General features: G+C 59.6%; 14 protein-coding genes. 4 read left to right on the top strand and 10 right to left on the bottom strand.

The features are described from left to right. Position 1: 1 nt before the first annotated feature. From ACK9YZ_RS16555 to ACK9YZ_RS16535, 5 genes are all read right to left on the bottom strand, one after another. Complete coding sequence (locus ACK9YZ_RS16555; RefSeq protein ID WP_416064543.1) at positions 2-1,018, bottom strand: HAD family hydrolase; 1,017 nt, start codon at positions 1,016-1,018, stop codon at positions 2-4. After that, a complete protein-coding gene (locus tag ACK9YZ_RS16550; RefSeq protein ID WP_416064542.1) occupies positions 993-2,012 on the bottom strand; it encodes a formylglycine-generating enzyme family protein in 1,020 nt (339 codons plus the stop codon). The genes ACK9YZ_RS16555 and ACK9YZ_RS16550 overlap by 26 nt, the downstream gene beginning before the upstream one ends. Positions 2,013-2,122: 110 nt before the next feature. Then, positions 2,123-3,334 (bottom strand): alpha/beta hydrolase, encoded by a 1,212-nt coding sequence (locus ACK9YZ_RS16545; protein WP_216755714.1) that lies wholly within the window; start codon positions 3,332-3,334, stop codon positions 2,123-2,125. A gap of 100 nt (positions 3,335-3,434) precedes the next feature. Next, a complete protein-coding gene (locus ACK9YZ_RS16540; protein ID WP_416064541.1) occupies positions 3,435-4,538 on the bottom strand; it encodes a glycosyltransferase family 2 protein in 1,104 nt (367 codons plus the stop codon). 69 nt (positions 4,539-4,607) lie between these two features. Further along, positions 4,608-5,519: a glycosyltransferase family 8 protein gene (locus tag ACK9YZ_RS16535; RefSeq protein WP_416064540.1), complete on the bottom strand. Its 912-nt coding sequence runs from the start codon at positions 5,517-5,519 to the stop codon at positions 4,608-4,610. Positions 5,520-5,801: 282 nt separating this feature from the next. Between ACK9YZ_RS16535 and ACK9YZ_RS16530 the strand changes: the two genes are divergently transcribed. Continuing rightward, positions 5,802-6,098, top strand: coding sequence for a hypothetical protein (locus ACK9YZ_RS16530; protein ID WP_416064539.1), 297 nt, complete (start codon positions 5,802-5,804; stop codon positions 6,096-6,098). A gap of 29 nt (positions 6,099-6,127) precedes the next feature. Here ACK9YZ_RS16530 and ACK9YZ_RS16525 read toward each other — a convergent pair whose 3' ends face one another. From ACK9YZ_RS16525 to ACK9YZ_RS16510, 4 genes are all read right to left on the bottom strand, one after another. Then, complete coding sequence (locus ACK9YZ_RS16525) at positions 6,128-7,579, bottom strand: hypothetical protein (RefSeq protein WP_416064538.1); 1,452 nt, start codon at positions 7,577-7,579, stop codon at positions 6,128-6,130. 133 nt (positions 7,580-7,712) lie between these two features. Beyond that, the gene (locus ACK9YZ_RS16520) at positions 7,713-9,071 is read right to left on the bottom strand and encodes a polysaccharide biosynthesis/export family protein (protein WP_416064537.1); all 1,359 of its coding nucleotides are present in this window, start codon (positions 9,069-9,071) and stop codon (positions 7,713-7,715) included. Positions 9,072-9,075: 4 nt separating this feature from the next. Continuing rightward, complete coding sequence (locus tag ACK9YZ_RS16515; protein ID WP_416064536.1) at positions 9,076-10,026, bottom strand: glycosyltransferase family 2 protein; 951 nt, start codon at positions 10,024-10,026, stop codon at positions 9,076-9,078. After that, positions 10,023-11,651 carry a Wzz/FepE/Etk N-terminal domain-containing protein gene (locus ACK9YZ_RS16510; RefSeq protein ID WP_416064535.1) on the bottom strand — a complete coding sequence of 543 codons (1,629 nt, stop codon included), beginning with the start codon at positions 11,649-11,651 and terminating at the stop codon, positions 10,023-10,025. Before ACK9YZ_RS16510 ends, ACK9YZ_RS16515 begins: the two co-directional genes overlap by 4 nt. On the opposite strand from ACK9YZ_RS16510, the gene ACK9YZ_RS16505 reads away from it, so the two are divergent. Next, positions 11,641-11,763 (top strand): hypothetical protein, encoded by a 123-nt coding sequence (locus ACK9YZ_RS16505; RefSeq protein WP_416064534.1) that lies wholly within the window; start codon positions 11,641-11,643, stop codon positions 11,761-11,763. The two genes, ACK9YZ_RS16510 and ACK9YZ_RS16505, sit on opposite strands and share 11 nt — an antisense overlap. A gap of 98 nt (positions 11,764-11,861) precedes the next feature. On the opposite strand, the gene ACK9YZ_RS16500 is transcribed toward ACK9YZ_RS16505, so the two are convergent. Then, the gene (locus ACK9YZ_RS16500) at positions 11,862-12,575 is read right to left on the bottom strand and encodes a sugar transferase (protein ID WP_216755706.1); all 714 of its coding nucleotides are present in this window, start codon (positions 12,573-12,575) and stop codon (positions 11,862-11,864) included. Between the two features lie 468 nt (positions 12,576-13,043). On the opposite strand from ACK9YZ_RS16500, the gene ACK9YZ_RS16495 reads away from it, so the two are divergent. Further along, positions 13,044-13,781 (top strand): Crp/Fnr family transcriptional regulator, encoded by a 738-nt coding sequence (locus ACK9YZ_RS16495; RefSeq protein ID WP_416066758.1) that lies wholly within the window; start codon positions 13,044-13,046, stop codon positions 13,779-13,781. Between the two features lie 121 nt (positions 13,782-13,902). Next, positions 13,903-15,294, top strand: coding sequence for a glycosyltransferase family 4 protein (locus ACK9YZ_RS16490; protein ID WP_416064533.1), 1,392 nt, complete (start codon positions 13,903-13,905; stop codon positions 15,292-15,294). The last annotated feature ends 3 nt before the right edge of the window (positions 15,295-15,297 follow it).

Raw genomic sequence — 15,297 nt, 5'->3', positions numbered from 1 at the left:
GTCACTGCTCGAAAGCGAAGATCTTTTTCCAGTCGTTTTTCATGTCGACGACCAGCCAGTGCCGGCGTTCGGCTTCGTTCAGGGCTTTGTCCAGCTTTCCGAAGGCTGAATCGCGGTCATAAGCATATTCACGATCGGCATCCGTGTGGTGGACCAGGATGGCGAAGCCGGGACCTTTGCCTGATGTCGTCCAGCGCATCATTTCGTAATCGCCATCCGAATTGCCGGCCACGAAGATCGGCCGCTGGCCGATGAACTTGTTGATGCCGACGGGCTTGCCGGGACCGTCGTCGATGAAATCGATCTTCGGCAGGCGTTTCAAAACCGGCACATCGCCGGCGAGATCATATTGGGTGGCAATCGTGCTGCCGACCACCTGCTCGGGCGGGATGCCGTAAAGCTGTTCCGTCACCGGACGCATGAACTCCACGCCGCCGCCCGAGACGATAAAGGTCCGGAAATCGTTGGCGCGCAGATAGTCCAGCAGTTCACGCATCGGCAGATAGGTCATGTCGGTATAGGGCTTGGCGGTCTTCGGATGTCTTGATGCCGCAAACCAGTCGGTGACGATTTTGCTGAATTCATCTGACGTCATGTTGGCATGCGTCGCCATTACAAGGTCTACCATGCCCTTTTCACCGCCTCTCGCGACGCCTTTCAGGTCGCCGCTGAGGATGCTCTTGAAGGGTTCTCTGGTCTTCCATTCGGGATGCTGCGGCGCGAGCGTCTTGACCCGGTCGAGCATGAAGCCAAGCTGTACATAATAGGGCTGCTCGGACCACAGCGTACCGTCATTGTCGAAGACGGCGATGCGCTTTGCGGGCGCGACATAGCCTTCTCCGCCTTCGGTGACGGTTGCCTCGACGAAATCCATGATGCGGGTTTTGGCAGGCGTACCGTTCCACGAAGGCAGCGGTTCCTGCGCGAGGACAGGGCTCCATGACGCCGCAATCAGTAGGACGAGAGCAACGAAGAGGGAGGCAAGGCTGGCGTCAACGGCTTGCGCGGACCTGCTCATGGACATTCTCCTGGGACATGGGCTCCTGGGATGCGGGTGCTCTTTTGATGCAGCGGAAACCGAGATGGCTGGTCGAAGTGTCCTCCGGCTCGGCATGGCGAGCGGCCGGGCGATAGCGGCGGCAGTAATTCGGTGCGCAAAGATGCGAGCCGCCTTTCAGCACACGGCGCGGAATACGAATATCGGGCTGGCGCGGGTCGTAGCTCGCCTCCACGCCTCCGCCGCGCGGATTGTTCGGAATGCAGCAGGCTTTTGCCGATGGTTCGGGATGGCGGTCGGACCAGTAGTCCGCGGTCCATTCCCAGACATTGCCGATCATGTCGTAAAGGCCATAGCCGTTCGGCGGAAAGCTGCGAACGGGCGAGGTCCGTTCGTGGCCCTTCGGCTTCGTGGACTTCACCGGGAAGGTTCCCTGCCATGTATTGGCCATGGGAACGCCGCCCGGCATCAATTCGTCACCCCAGGCAAATTCCGCATCGTCGAGGCCGCCACGCGCAGCGAGTTCCCATTCCGCTTCCGTGGGCAGTTCTAGCCCCGCCCAATCCGCATAGGCCTTCGCATCGCACCAGGCCACATGCACGACAGGATGGTCGAGTTTGCCGCGCAGGTCGCTGATGCCGCCGCGCGGCCGGTGCCAGTTCGCGCCGAATTTGAACGTCCACCACTGCGTGATATCAGGCCCGCTGACGGTCTTCGGCTGGAAGAAGAGCAGCGATCCCGCACGTAACATCTCGGGTTTGGCGCCTGGGTAATCCTTGGCGTCGGGAGTCTTTTCGGCGAAGGTGACATAACCGGTCGCCTTGACGAATTCCGTGAACCTGCGGTTCGTGACTGGGATGTCATCGATCCAGAAACCATCGACCTTCACGGGATGGGCAGGCGCCTCCTCCGGATAGTGATCGTTCGATCCCATGGTGAAGGTTCGTCCGGGAATCCAGACCATGCCTTCGGGTGCTGCGTTCGAGGCATGTGCGTCGCCGAATGCCAGTGCCATCGTCACCTCCGGAGTGTGAGCTGAAAGCTTCGCGCGTAAGCGCAGGGGGCGGAAGTACGTTACCGTAAATGGCGGTGTTGCGAGATGTAACGGCCGCGTAAATCAAGCCATCACTGTGTCAGCGGCTTGGATTGCGGATCGGCGCGCAGTGTGTCTTCGACCTTCACTGGCTTTGCAGCGACCGGCGGACGTTCGGCGATCGCGAGCGGGGCGGCGACGGCCGTACCAGCGACCTTGCCGACTGTTTGCACCGTGCCGCCGACGACGGCGGCAACACCTTCGCCGAGGGTGATATTGGAATCCGTCAGAGGCTGGCCGGCTATCAACCGTTGGCCGATCAGTTGGACGATCTCAGGGCTTTCGGCAAATTTGCCGTGGTTGAGCTTGTCGCCCGTGTTGACCTTCGTCAGATCGATGGCAGTAATGCCGGCCTCTTCCAGCCTGCTGCGATAGGGCTCCTTGGAGGGATCGATGGCGCCCAGCCGGGATACTTTTCCGGTGATGAAGCTCGATACCGCCAGAGCCCGATCATCCTGCGAAACGAAGATCGTGAACTTTGGATGGGGCGTTCCCATCTCCACGTACTGTTTGGCGAAGACCTGTATGTCGATATCGGGCGAGGCAAGAATGACGTCGCGGATCTTGGGGTTCACATGTCCGTCGCGAATGCCCATCTGGCGCAGGGATTCCATGGCGAGCCAGGTTCCCATGGAGTGGGCGAGGATGGTGATATCCTTGACGCTCGAATCCTGCGCGAGGATCCGCAGCGCCTGTTCGAGTGCTGTGCGCGAATAATTCGTGCTTTCCTTGTCGTATTCGTAAGCTGTCAGCTTGGCGCGCGAGGGCCAGGTGAAAAGGACCGGCGTGGCCTTCATGCCGCTGTCGTGGACGATCTGGGCCAGCCGGAACACGGAATCCTCGTATGTATTGTTGAAGCCATGTACGAAGACGAGGGCATGTCCGTCTACAAGATGCTGTTTGAACCAGGCACGTCCATCTGTTCGTGTCTCGAGCTGCTGGACCCGCGTGACGGCAAAATCGGTTGCCGGGTTCGGCGGCAACCGATCGGGCCATTGAACTGTGCCGGCTGCACGTTTCGGTGGAATGGAAATGGCGATGTCCGTCAGGTAGGGCTTGGGACTGCGCTCACCGTTAAAAAGCGTCGTGGGATCGCCGGAAGGCTGGCGTGTCGTAGCCACCAGCATGTCCACCTGCGCCGTCTTCGGCGCTCCGGTCGTGAGAGCGACAGGGGTCATTACCCCAGTCGGATGGCCGCAGCCTGCAAGCACGCAGAGCCCGGCGAGGAGAATGCGTCTCAGCATGATCGCTTCCTGATTTCACCAGAATGGCACCATAGACTGCACGATTGCGTGGGGAAGTAAGTTACCGTAAACGCGGGCGTTAATACGCGCCCGCAAAGCGTTAACGCGACGGTGTTGCTTCGCCTGAGATGACATCGCCCCTTTGCGTCGGAGAGGTCGCTTTCTCCGGAGCAGGTAAGCTCTTCTGCCTCACTTCAGCATCGGAGGCGCTGCGCCAGTGCTGCCAGCCTTCGCCCTGCAGAAGACCGTTGTCGGAGAGGTCCTTCCAGTGGCGGTAACTGCCGGTGCCAGTGTAGGCGAAGTTCCGGGCGTCTTCGGGGGAGGAATACATCGTGTATTCGGCGGTGTGCTCCGAGCGGTTTGCGACGTCGGCGACCTTGTGGAGGAAGCTCGACAGGAACTTGAAGTGCAGGAGGGCACCGGTGATGCCGACGGCTCCGCGCATTTCGCCGAGGTTGAGGGAGAGCGGCCAGACCTGGTGCGAGGATTTGAGATAGAGGCGCTCGCCGGATACGTAGATCAGCGGGATCTTGTTGAGTGCGGGACCATCCCAGGTGCGGCCGCGGAAATAGACACGGCCGCGCACGCCGCCCTTGATCCAGATGGTGCGGCTGTTCCTGTCGAAATGCGATTCATAGCCTGAGCGGTCGAAGAGGCTGCACACATCGAGCGGATTGCGGCCGGGCTCGCAGATGTTTTCGCTGACGGGATTGCGGCTGTACATGTCGATCATGACCGAGCGCAACGAGCGGGCGCCGACGGATTCCATATAGGCGGTCAGCTGGCTGATCGAGCGCGTATCGCAATGCGGATAGACGAGAAACTCATCCGCATCGACATAGAGAACCCATTTTTGCTGGCAATGGCGGTTCATGACCGCGTTGATCCAGTCATTGCCGAAGCGCGCCGCCTTGTACGAGCCAGTGGCCGAGAGCAGCGAAACATCGTTCATGCCGGACAGGAGCTTGGCCGTGCCGTCGCTCGAACCGTTGTCGATGCAGATGAAGTGCTCGACGCCGAGATCGCGATAATATTGCAGGAAGAACTCCATCCGGTGTCCTTCGTCGCGGATCACGCAGATCAGGACATGGCGGGCCTGCTTCAGGCTGTCGCGCAGCCCGGCATAGGTGACTTGGCCGGCCTTCAGCGAACGGCGCAGCCGCGCCTTGGCATAGTGCGAGATGCTGGTCGTTAAAGCGCTCATTTCTACTCCTGAACATTCGCGCCGGTTTTAAGGACCGGCTCTGCCTGCAGGGATCGAGCCGACTTTTCGTCAGCAGACATAGTCGCCGGCAAGCAGGGTCTGGACGCGCGGATTGGGCATCTCATTCTGAAGGGCATGTCTCACGCGCTCGCGCATGGAACGATATTTGTAAACAACCTTGCGGTCGAAGCTGATGCCCCGGTACAGCGCGTTATAGGCTGGGTGTGTCCTGCGCAGATCGATATAGACTTGGCTTTCGGTATCGCTCCATGGGAAGAACGTGCCATGCCAAGGCTTGGGGTGCGCCATATAGTGGACGATGGCGAGCGAGGACATGTCCACCAGGTGCAGGAACTGTTTGGGGAAGTTCCAGCGGTTCGACACCAGGATGAGTGAGGAGCCGCAGACATAGTTCAATGCGCCCTGATCATGCTTGCCATCGCAGGCATCCGGGTTCGTCGCAAAGAGTTGCAGCGCTTCCGGCCCGATCCAGCCGTCGCGGTGGAATTTCAGAACGCCGGCATTGAAGTAACTGCTGTCCTTGCCGTTCTGCAGCAGGCCATGGATGGAAGTGTAGTCGCGTGCTGCGAAGAACTTTCCGGGAGGGGCGAACGCATTTTCGAGATCGGCAAGGCTGCTGACGATCTGTGTGTCGCCATCCAGATAGATGATCTGGGTATAACTATCAGGCAGGATCTGGGCGAGTACGAGCTTGGCCATGGTGCTGACGCTGATACGGCCCATGAAATGCGAGCCATCGAGCTTGCCGAGAGATTCGTGCAGCGCTTCCGTTGCGTCCATCAGTTTGACACCGCTCAACGCCAGCAGGCTCTTCAGCTCCTCGAAATTGTCCAAATGTTCTGACATGAGAACGCAAACATCCGTCTCAGGATTTGCAAATTTTCGGGCCTGCAGCGCCGAGAGAATAGTCGGAAAGGAATATTCGACATCCGTAACGTAGGCCACGCACTGATTACTCATGGTACAATCCTTCTCGTCGTTCTTCGTCGGCAACTGTCTTTGATCGAGTCTGTAAAATTTCTCTTTGTCGAGGTGCTGTCCTGTACTTGTTGCAAGCGGGTAATTTCTGATCCGATCGGGAGTCGATCGTGCCTCGTCGGCGTTTTGATCGCGGCGGATTGTGAGAAAATTAACCATTGCTATCGCTCCACTACCAAAAGCCGGGTGTTGTGGATTTAACCCTGTAATGTGAAGATCGGCATGGGGCGCATGTGGGACGATAGAAAGGGATAAGGCATCGCAATGCTGAACGGCACGATCATTGTGATACTGATTTCGCTCGCAGCCGGAGCGGCCATTCGCGCCTGGGCCTTCGCTATTTTTGCGATCGTCGTGGCTCTCGGTTTCGGCATCGTAGCTTATCAAAACTCGTCGCTGCTTGGAGCCGCGCTTTACGGTCTCGGCATCCTCGTGCTGATGCAGCTCTGTTACGTGACGGGCGTCTTCGTGGTCGGGCTCTGGCGCCGCAGCCGCAGGCCGGCCAAGGATAGTGCGATCGCCGATCCGGCCCCTGTGCCGAGCAAGCAGCAGCAAAGCTGAGATCGCCGACATCTTTTCTGCCCCATACCTCATCGCGATGAAAATACCGGCGTACTCATCAGAGATGCCGGTGTCCTCTGCAGACGGGTCATGCGGTTCAGTTGTGCATAAGGGGCGGTCAGGCAACCGCTTGCGAGCCCGGCGGTGATGCTGAAAAGCAGGCCGAGGTCGGTGCTGCTTCCGGAAATCGTCGCGGAAGCAATCTGCGCGACGGAGGCGAAAATGGCGGCCATTCCAATTGCCCGGTTTTCACGGTTCGCCAGTTTGCTGCGGGCAGCAGCCGTCAGAAGGCTGTAAAGGAAGAGCACGAAGAGAACTGTGCCGGTGAGGCCGACGTTCGACAGAAGTGCGGCGGCGAAGCTCGATGTGCGAACAGTGCCGAGGCCCGCCCCGAAGGTTGCCGTCTCCACGAAAGAGATGAGCGCCAGCGTGTTCCAAGCGGTGCGCTCCTCGCCGGATTGCGATTCGAGCTTGTTGGCTAGTGTGATGTTCGCCAAATCGCCAACGGCGTTCCAGGCGCTCGGGATCAGGGCTACAGCCATGATTACGCAGGGCACCATCAGCAGAGTGATCAAAAGGAAGGTCGCATAAGGACGGGTTGCCTTACCGCTCAGAAGCCGTTTGAGGCTGAAGAGGATCGCAACGCCGATCATGAAGAGGCCGGCGACATAGGCCGTCGTCGAGGTGCAGAGGATGAGGGTCAGGCCGATCGATACCGTTGCAAAGCCGGTGAAGCGGCTCGGGAAACGCTCAAGCCAGAGGATGAGCGTGAAGCTGAAAAATACCAGAGCCGCCGCGCCATAGGCGCTTGCCTCCGGGAAGGAGCCGACGATGCGCTTGAAGCCGCCGATGACTTCGGCTGTATGCATCGTGTAGTTGGCGTTGCGCATGAAATCGAGCAGGTCGGGCTGGCCTATCGTGAAGGTCGCAATATCGAACAGAGCGAAACCCAGGCAGACGAGTGCGGTGACGATGAGCTGGCGGGCAATGAAGCGTCCATGTCCAAGCCGTGCAAGACCGCAGACGATGGCGAAGCAGACGAGGTCGCCGAGCAGGTATACGGACTGCGTGATGTTGGATGAACCCGGCGCCAGCGGCGATGCCATGACCGACATCAAGCCGGAACTGCTGCGTGCGGATGAATAGACCAGCGTCGCGCCGGCAAAAATGCGCGGCAGGAAGAAGGCCGATACGGCAGAAAACAGAACATAGGCGGCAAACCAGAAGCCAGGACCGGGATAGGCCAGGCTCGTCAGCGCCGCCTGTTTCTGGCGCGGACGCAGCAGCACACCGATCGTGACGAAGAGCAGCAGGAGATGGCTCGGCTGAATACTGCTGCCGCCGAGCGCCGGAAGCTGGAAGGCTGCGGCTGCGCCCAGCAGCGTGGAGATGCAGAGAGCCGTGATCGCGAAGCGGGATCCATAATAGACGAGCGCCAGGCCGAGCAGGAGGACGAGGAAGCCGATCGGTTCAATTGTCATGCCGCAACCTCCAACACAGATCGAAGATACCCTGCCGCTATGCTGCGCAGGTCCTGCGTGCGGTACAACAAGACGGCAAATGCAGACATGAACTCAACTCCAACGCTAACAGGCATGTTCTTATGGTGGTCTCCTAGTTCGATCCCGTCTGCGATACCCAGTTCGGACGGGGCGCATCGGTTCGGGCTACATTAGGAATGAGGGCGGCGGCCGGCTGCTGGGGCTGCGATGCAGCAGATGAGGCATCGGCAGCGGCCTCAACGCCGATCTCGATGATGTCGTGCGGCAACAGGGCCGTGTTTTCATCTGCGACGATATTGCTGTAGCTACCGTCCTCGTTGCGGCGAACGATCTTGAAGTTCTTTTTGGTCGTGCCGAGGAGCGTCGATTCCGCACCCATGCGGGCGAGTTCGGCGCTGTATCCAGCCTGATCGCCGAGAAGCTGCGCCACCTGCATGTCGATCCCCGCCTTGTTGATCGCGAGGTTGATCGTATTCAGCTCCTGCTGGTTTTCGGCATTGCGCTTGTTGATAATGTCGGCCTTTTCGCGCTGGCTCTCATTCAGACCCTGACGCGATTTAGTAAGCGCGATCTCCAGATCCAGCAGTTCGCTCTGGGTTTCTGCCAAGTTCCGATCGACGGAAAATTGGCGGGTATTGCTGGTCAGGCCCTTGCTGACGAGGCTGTTGACGTTGTTCAACTCCTGCTGTGCGAGTTCGATCTGCCGTTTCTGGGAAACGATCTTGGCTTCGAGAGACTGGATTTCCTGTGTGTAAAGACGGCTCAGATCATCTGCCGCCTCGACTTTACTGTTGGTCTCGACAGCCCGCAGGCGCATCAGGTTCAGTTCCTCTGCCTTGAGCTTGTCGATATCGGGTATGCCGGCGATCTCCGCAGGCGTGCCGAAATCGGACTGACCGGCGATCTCGGCACGCAGGCGTGCTGCACGCATCAAGAGATCGCGCCGGTTCAGGACGGCTGTGCGATAGTCACCGGCCGCCTGAATGCGGTCTCGGTTGTAGTAGCTGCTGTCGTCACGCGCCCGCATGTAGCCGCCTGCGATGCTGACGGCTTTGATGACGGTCATATTGGCCTCGAAGGGATAGCGTCCCGGCCGCTCGATACTGCCATTGACGAAGATCGGCGCGTGCTGGTCAATTTCGACGGCGATAAAAGGCCTTACCGGAAGATCGGCTTTTGCGGCCAACGCGTCTGAAATGGCATCCGACAGTTGCTCGGTCGTCTGACCGGAGGCCCTGATCTGGCCGGCGATCGGGATCGAAAGATTGCCTGCGTCATCGACACTATAGGTTCCATCGAGCGCTTCCCAACTCGCATATTTGGAATCGGTGGAACGCCATTCCACGACCCGCAGCTTTATCTTGTCCTCGGGGACGAGCGTGTAGCTGTCGGCATGAGCAGCATTCCATCCCATCGCGCAGGTAAAGACGGCGGCAAGGCCAACGAACGGAAGACGATCAAGGAAAGACATTGGGCTACCTCCGTTTTGCCGCGATGGATGGCGAAGACATCTCGCGATTTGAGGACTGGCTGAGTTCGAGGATGCGCATGGGAGACGCACGTCCCATCAGAAGATCGGACAAAGCCAGGAAATTCCCGTTCAGCCGGCCACGACGGTCGACTGCGCTATCATTAAGCAGGGCGCCACGGGTGTTCGCCAAGATATTGCGGCCGATCTGCGCCAGGGCGCGGGTCCAGGACATGGTGCCCTTGCGCATCAGATGCGCGGGATTTGCGACTTGCGAATAGCCCAGCCTCTTGCCGGGCTGGCGCCCGGACTTGACGCCGAGATGCACGCCGCAGGCGCCCGAAATACGTACCGACCGTCCGTAGCGGGCGATGGACCGGCTGAAATCGACGTCTTCCAGCCAGCCGTAAAGCGGCAGTTCTTCATCGAAGGCGAGCCCGTGGCCGACGATTGGCGCCAGTCGAACCGCCATGTTGCATCCGTAGGCGTTGTAGACTTCGGTCACCTGCTCGCCTCTTTCGCCTGCGTTCTTGATGACACCTATGGCTTCGGATTGGGTCAGTCCCTCGCCGAGAATGCCGTCGGCAAGAACGTCGCCGGTCGCGATGACCACGTCCGGATTGTCGGCGAAAACGGCTGTCATGCGTGGAATGAAGCCGGGCGCGGGAATGAAATCGTCGTCGAGGAAGATCAGCACATCCATGTCCGCGCCTGCAGCCTCAATGATCCGGTTGCGCTGGCAGGTCAGTCCGCGAGGGCCGACCATCAATTCCACGTTTTTGCGGTCGGCGAGCCCGGCAGCATCATCCAGGTTGGGGACGCAGACGATGATACGCTCCGGCTGAGGCTCAAGGTTGCCGATATAGGTTACCGTCTCCAGAAGCGTCGCCGGCCGGCCCGCGGAGGCAATGCCGACGGCGACCTTCAGCTTCGGTGCCTGTGAGATCGGAGCCGTCATGCCTGAACACTCGACGGTGTGTTGTTGATGATCGCGCCGAGGATTTCTGCGCCGACATTGCGCATGCTGTCGATAACGCGAACGGTCTCGTCAATCGAAGTGCGGCCGTAGGAGGTTACGACGAGAACACCGTCCAGCTCCGGAGCGAGCGCATTGGCGTCCGGCGACGAGGTGAAGGCGGAAATATCGACGAATATGGCGTCGAATTCCTTCTTCAGATCGTTGAAGTTGAGCTGGGTGCGGCGCGAACTCAGGCGGATGGCGGGTGTCACGGCGCGGACCCTGCCAAGCGGCAGGAACTTCAGCGTCGGCGTCAGCGAGAGGGTGGCGGTGCGGATCGCCTCGATATTGTCGAGCACGTCGATCAGGCCGGCTGAACTGTTCGGCGCAATGGATCTGCTGAGCGAGGGTTTTGTCGCCGCAGCATCAATCAGCAGGGTACGCGCGCCTGATATCGCCGAGAGCACGGCGAGCTCGCAGGCGATGGTGGATGCCCCGCCGCCCGGGTTGACGGCAACGATGCCTATCACCACGCGCCGTCTGCGGCGGAAGCCGGTGACAGTCGCACCAAGTGCTGCCATTCCGGGGATCAGCGGATAGGCGACGGTGCCGCTGTCGTCGGCAGCAGGCAGCGCCGCGGCGCGGCTGGTTCTCTTTGCGCGTCCCAGAGGTGTGACGAAGGACAGGCCAGCCGCCTGTGAGAGTTGCTGTGTGCGCATGATGCGCCTGTCGCTGACGTGGCGGATCATGGCAAGGCCGAGGCCGGAACCAGCGCCAACGACCAGCGCGAAGGCGAGGATCAGCGAATTGTTCGGCCGCGCCTTGGAGAGCGGTGAGGTTGCCTGCGAAACGATGGTGGCGTCGGAAACCGGATAGGAAATGCGCTGCTTGGCCTCGGTGTATTGCGTAAGGGTGTTTTCGAAGAGGGTGCGGCGGGCGTCGGTCGCGCTCTGCAGTTCGGCAAGCTTGAACTGGTCGCGCGGATTTGCCTTGAAGGTGGCAAGCGCACTCGCGGCCTCGGCAAGCCCGCGCTGTTGCTCATTGACGAACTGTTCCAGCCATTCGCTGTACTGCTGGGCCGCAGCAGCCTTCATCTGGACATTCTTGCGGATATACTGCTGGGCAATCGCATCGGCGATCTCGACCGCTTTCTGCGGGTTGGAGGCGGAGGCAGATATTTCGAGGATCGTCGACTGGCCGATGCGGCGCATTGCGACAATATTGCGCAGCCGCGCGATCGCCCGGTCGGTCCGCGGCGCTTCCCGGTTCGCCGCGGCGGGCTGGGCATCGCCCAAGGCCGCGTCCCCAGGTGCCGTTTCGGACTGTGCGGTAGCCGCCGGGTTGCCCGTCAGCCAATCCTTGACCTTGTCTTGCAGGGAAAGGGCCTGATCGGAGAAGGCCGCATCGTTGGCGAGATTCAGCGCGCTGGCGGCGCCGCCAAGGACGTCGCTGGACTTTGCTATTTCGAGCTGGGCATCGATGAAGGCGTCTTCGGCGAACGCCCTTTGAGCATCCGAGCCGTTCACCTGCGGGAAGACCATGAGTTGGGTACTGGCCACATAAGTCGGCTTGGCAATGAAGAGATAGGCAGCGGCGAGTGCGAGGAAGACCAGGGTGGTAAACACGATCCAAGGCCAGCGCATCCTGACGAAAAAGGACATGTCCCGCAGCGTCAGCGACGAACTACCGCTGGCGGTGGCCGGCAAAGATAGCGGGGAGACGCTGCTGAAGACGTGATTTGAGTTCATAGTGTCCTGATCCAAGGGCGAGAGGGTCTTCTTCGTAGATATCAAGCAGGTGCGTATGGCCGAGGCGGGCCATACGTCGTTCTTGGACTAGTAGCAGCCGCGCTGCGAGAACAGGGCGGGAACGGTCTTCGCGATGATGATGAAATCGCGTGTGAGCGACCAGTCGCGGACATACTCGACATCGAGCGCTACTCGATATTCGTAGCTGACATCGTTCCGGCCGCTGGTCTGCCACTGTCCGGTCAGGCCTGGCCTCGCGGCCATGTAGCTCGTGACATGTTCGCCGTAACGCGCGAGTTCTTCGGCCGTCACCGGCCGCGGCCCCACGACGCTCATTTCGCCGCGCAGGATATTGATGAGCTGCGGGAGCTCATCGATGCTGGACTTCCTCAGGATATCGCCGACAGCGGTGATGCGCGGGTCGTTCTTCAGCTTCCGCGTTGTTTCCCACTCGGTTCGCGCTGAGGGATTGGCGCGCAGCAACTCGGCGAGCTGAGCGGCGGCATCGGTCTTCATGGTGCGGAACTTGAGACAGCCGAAGGCGGCGCCTCCATATCCAATGCGCGTATGCGAATAGAAGACCGGGCCCTTGTCGCTCAACTTTACGATGAGTGCCACGATCAGCATTAGAGGCAACAGCAGAACCAGAGCGGTGGTTGCCATCACGATATCAACCGCCCGCTTGGATGCCCTGCCGACCACGTGAGGCCGCGATACTATGCGACGATCGTTATTCGGCTCGGACTGGTCAACATTCGGCCAGGGCTCACGAACTTCAATACTCTGTGCTTCCCAAGTCATCGACCGACTCCAAAAGTTTAGAACCTCATGAAGTTTGGTGCAGCGCAATGTGCTTGTCTGTGACCGCGGTCATAATGGTTAGCAAATTCTTTATGCTAACACAGTAACGCTACGGAATTCTCTACGAATTCGGCGGCAGGGGGCTTCTGCATCCTAATTTATTCGAAAATTTAACTTAGATGACGTCTTGCGCGCACGGCTTGAGTAGGTGAAGCCGGGCGTTGCAGCTATTTTTTTGAACGATTTTAATCCTGATAGCCCCAAAAATGGGCAGTTTGGCGTAGTACTCCTCCTGAATTCGACGGATACTAGAAAAAATATAATCTATATAACTAGTGGTATTGTTGCTATTATTTGAGATGCTCTTGTCATCTTCGATTGTTATTTGACTCTCAAGTTAGGACAATATAAATGATGCAGCGCAGCATCAGCTACGACCAATCTGTTTTTTGTTGGGGAGTTATGCGCATGGACGGAGCTACACAAACGAGAGATTATAGAGTCGCAGTGGGCAAAGCGGCTATTAGCGTTGTTCCGGATACGTCTTTGAACAATCGCATCTCGGGTGACGACGACTTCCCGTTCTGCCGCGCGACTGTACGCAACTTCCGTCGCGGCGAACTTATTGCAGGCGCTGGAGTCTTTGTGGACATGTTCGCTCGCGTGCAGCGCGGGCTGGTCAGTGCCAGCACGATGTTGCCGGACGGCAGGGAGTTCATCGTCGAGATCATTCCGAGGGGAGGTTTGATCGGCGAGCTTGAAGTATTGCGCAAGCAAATGCTGAATCTGGAGTATAGAGCCAGTTCGGATTGCGAGCTATACTTCTTCGAGGGCCGTCTGTTACGGGAAAGGTACGCAACCGATCCGCAGTTTCAGGAGAAGGTCTTTTCGAGAACGCTTGCGCGCGTCTCCGAGCTGGAACGCCGCATCATTTCGAACGCCGGATCGAGCCTGCAATCGCGGCTGGCGGGAATGCTTCTGCGGCTATCTTCGGTCTACGGAAGGGACACGCCGGCCAACCGGGACGTGCTGGTAATCTCCCAGAACGATCTGGCGGCGACGCTTCCGGCGTCCCGTGAAAAAGTCAACCAGTGCTTGCGACGCCTGCGTGAATGCAAGGTGATCGAAGGAGCCCAGGGCAGGATCCGTATCCTCAACCGCAAGGCGCTGGAAGCCTATGCCGACGGTGCAGTGTCGGCAAAATAATGCGCTTCGTCACGATCCGGCTGCCACCCGCAGCCGGTCCGTGACCACTCCACCCCGCATGGACGGCGTCGGGGCCTAGCCGTCAAAAAGCATCCATTGTGTCTGTCGTCGGAGAGCTTCTATGAACGACATCGGCCAATTGCGTCCTGATGAGAATGGATCTGCCGTTTCGACGGTACGGTGGCCGGCTTCCGGGCGCTATGCAAAACTATGGAGGGACGGCATCGCTGTGCGCCCGGTGCTCGACCGTGTAGTCATCATCGATGACTATTCCACGGCGAGGGGGGGGGCGACCGCGCTTGCGGTCCTTTCGGCGAAGCTCTTCTGCGGACTCGGCATTGCCGTGACCTATATCTGCGGCGACGATGGAGCGAACGAGGAGCTGGCATCTTTCGGCGTCTCAATCGTCAAGCTGAACAGCCGTGACCTCTTGAATTCCAGCCGTGCCAAGGCTTTTGCGACCGGCATTCATAATCCCGCTGCCGGCAATATGATCTCTGCATGGGTGCGCGCCAACGATACGCCGAAGACTGCCTATCATGTCCATGGCTGGCATCAGATCCTGTCGCCGGCCGTCTTCGACGCGCTCGCGCCCGTTGCCGCCCGATGCGTCGTTCACGCACACGATTTCTTCACCGGCTGTCCCAATGGGGCCTTTTTCGATTATCAGGCGCAGGAGATCTGCAAGCGGCGCCCGCTGGGGACAGGCTGCATTACTACCTCCTGCGACAAGCGCAGCTATGCGCAAAAGCTTTGGCGGACGGTCCGCGGCGCCAATCTCTTTCGCGCGCTCAGAAGCCGCCCCGCCTTCGGCAGGATCATCCTGCTCCATGAGAAGATGGCCGAGTTCCTTGTGGGCTCCGGCTACCAGCCGGAACGGCTCGTCACCATCCGCAATCCGATCGCGCCGCTGACGGCCGAGCGTGTCGAGGCCGAGAACAATGACGAGTTCGTCTTCATCGGCCGGCTGGATGAGGAAAAGGGTATTGAGGATGCGCTTGCCGCCACGGCCAGGGCCGGTGTCAAGCTTTGCGTGATCGGCGACGGGCCGCTTATCTCCAAGATTAAGGCGGCCGGCGATCATGTCAGGGCCATGGGCTGGCGGTCGCATGCCGAGATCGGCCAAATCATCCGCACGGCAAGCGCGCTCATCATGCCGTCCCGCTATCCGGAGCCGTTCGGCCTCGTGGCGATCGAGGCGGCTCGCAGCGGCCTTCCCGTCATCATGACCAAGGGCGCCTTCCTTGCCGAGGAAATGGAGCGGGCCGGAATGGCGATCTCCTGCGACACGACCGACGAGGAAGCCTTCGCCGCAACGCTGACGGCCTTCCGCAACATGCCGAGGGAGGATGTCCGCCTCATGAGCGAACGCGCCTTCCGGCTGTCGCCCAGTCTGGCAACGACGCATGAAGAATGGCGCGATGCCCTTCTCGCGCAATACCGCAGTCTGATTTCGACACAGGTGGTGCCCGAGCCGAGGGGTGGGGCGATCGTACAAGGAGCGTTCAGGTGATTG

It is taken from the genome of Rhizobium sp. ZK1, assembly GCF_047782645.1.
GTDB lineage: Bacteria > Pseudomonadota > Alphaproteobacteria > Rhizobiales > Rhizobiaceae > Rhizobium.
The sequence above is the reverse complement of the archived record's forward strand: the minus strand, read 5'-3'. Positions and strand labels throughout refer to the sequence as shown.

Bases quoted from the DNA above. Each gene is read 5' to 3' on its own strand.
- ACK9YZ_RS16545 (WP_216755714.1), bottom strand. From the start codon at position 3,334: ATGCTGAGACGCATTCTCCTCGCCGGGCTCTGCGTGCTTGCAGGCTGC.
- ACK9YZ_RS16555 (WP_416064543.1), bottom strand. From the start codon at position 1,018: ATGAGCAGGTCCGCGCAAGCCGTTGACGCCAGCCTTGCCTCCCTCTTC.
- ACK9YZ_RS16490 (WP_416064533.1), top strand. From the start codon at position 13,903: ATGAACGACATCGGCCAATTGCGTCCTGATGAGAATGGATCTGCCGTT.
- ACK9YZ_RS16515 (WP_416064536.1), bottom strand. From the start codon at position 10,026: ATGACGGCTCCGATCTCACAGGCACCGAAGCTGAAGGTCGCCGTCGGC.
- ACK9YZ_RS16535 (WP_416064540.1), bottom strand. From the start codon at position 5,519: ATGAGTAATCAGTGCGTGGCCTACGTTACGGATGTCGAATATTCCTTT.
- ACK9YZ_RS16530 (WP_416064539.1), top strand. From the start codon at position 5,802: ATGCTGAACGGCACGATCATTGTGATACTGATTTCGCTCGCAGCCGGA.
- ACK9YZ_RS16550 (WP_416064542.1), bottom strand. From the start codon at position 2,012: ATGGCACTGGCATTCGGCGACGCACATGCCTCGAACGCAGCACCCGAA.
- ACK9YZ_RS16520 (WP_416064537.1), bottom strand. From the start codon at position 9,071: ATGTCTTTCCTTGATCGTCTTCCGTTCGTTGGCCTTGCCGCCGTCTTT.
- ACK9YZ_RS16500 (WP_216755706.1), bottom strand. From the start codon at position 12,575: ATGACTTGGGAAGCACAGAGTATTGAAGTTCGTGAGCCCTGGCCGAAT.
- ACK9YZ_RS16495 (WP_416066758.1), top strand. From the start codon at position 13,044: ATGGACGGAGCTACACAAACGAGAGATTATAGAGTCGCAGTGGGCAAA.
- ACK9YZ_RS16540 (WP_416064541.1), bottom strand. From the start codon at position 4,538: ATGAGCGCTTTAACGACCAGCATCTCGCACTATGCCAAGGCGCGGCTG.
- ACK9YZ_RS16525 (WP_416064538.1), bottom strand. From the start codon at position 7,579: ATGACAATTGAACCGATCGGCTTCCTCGTCCTCCTGCTCGGCCTGGCG.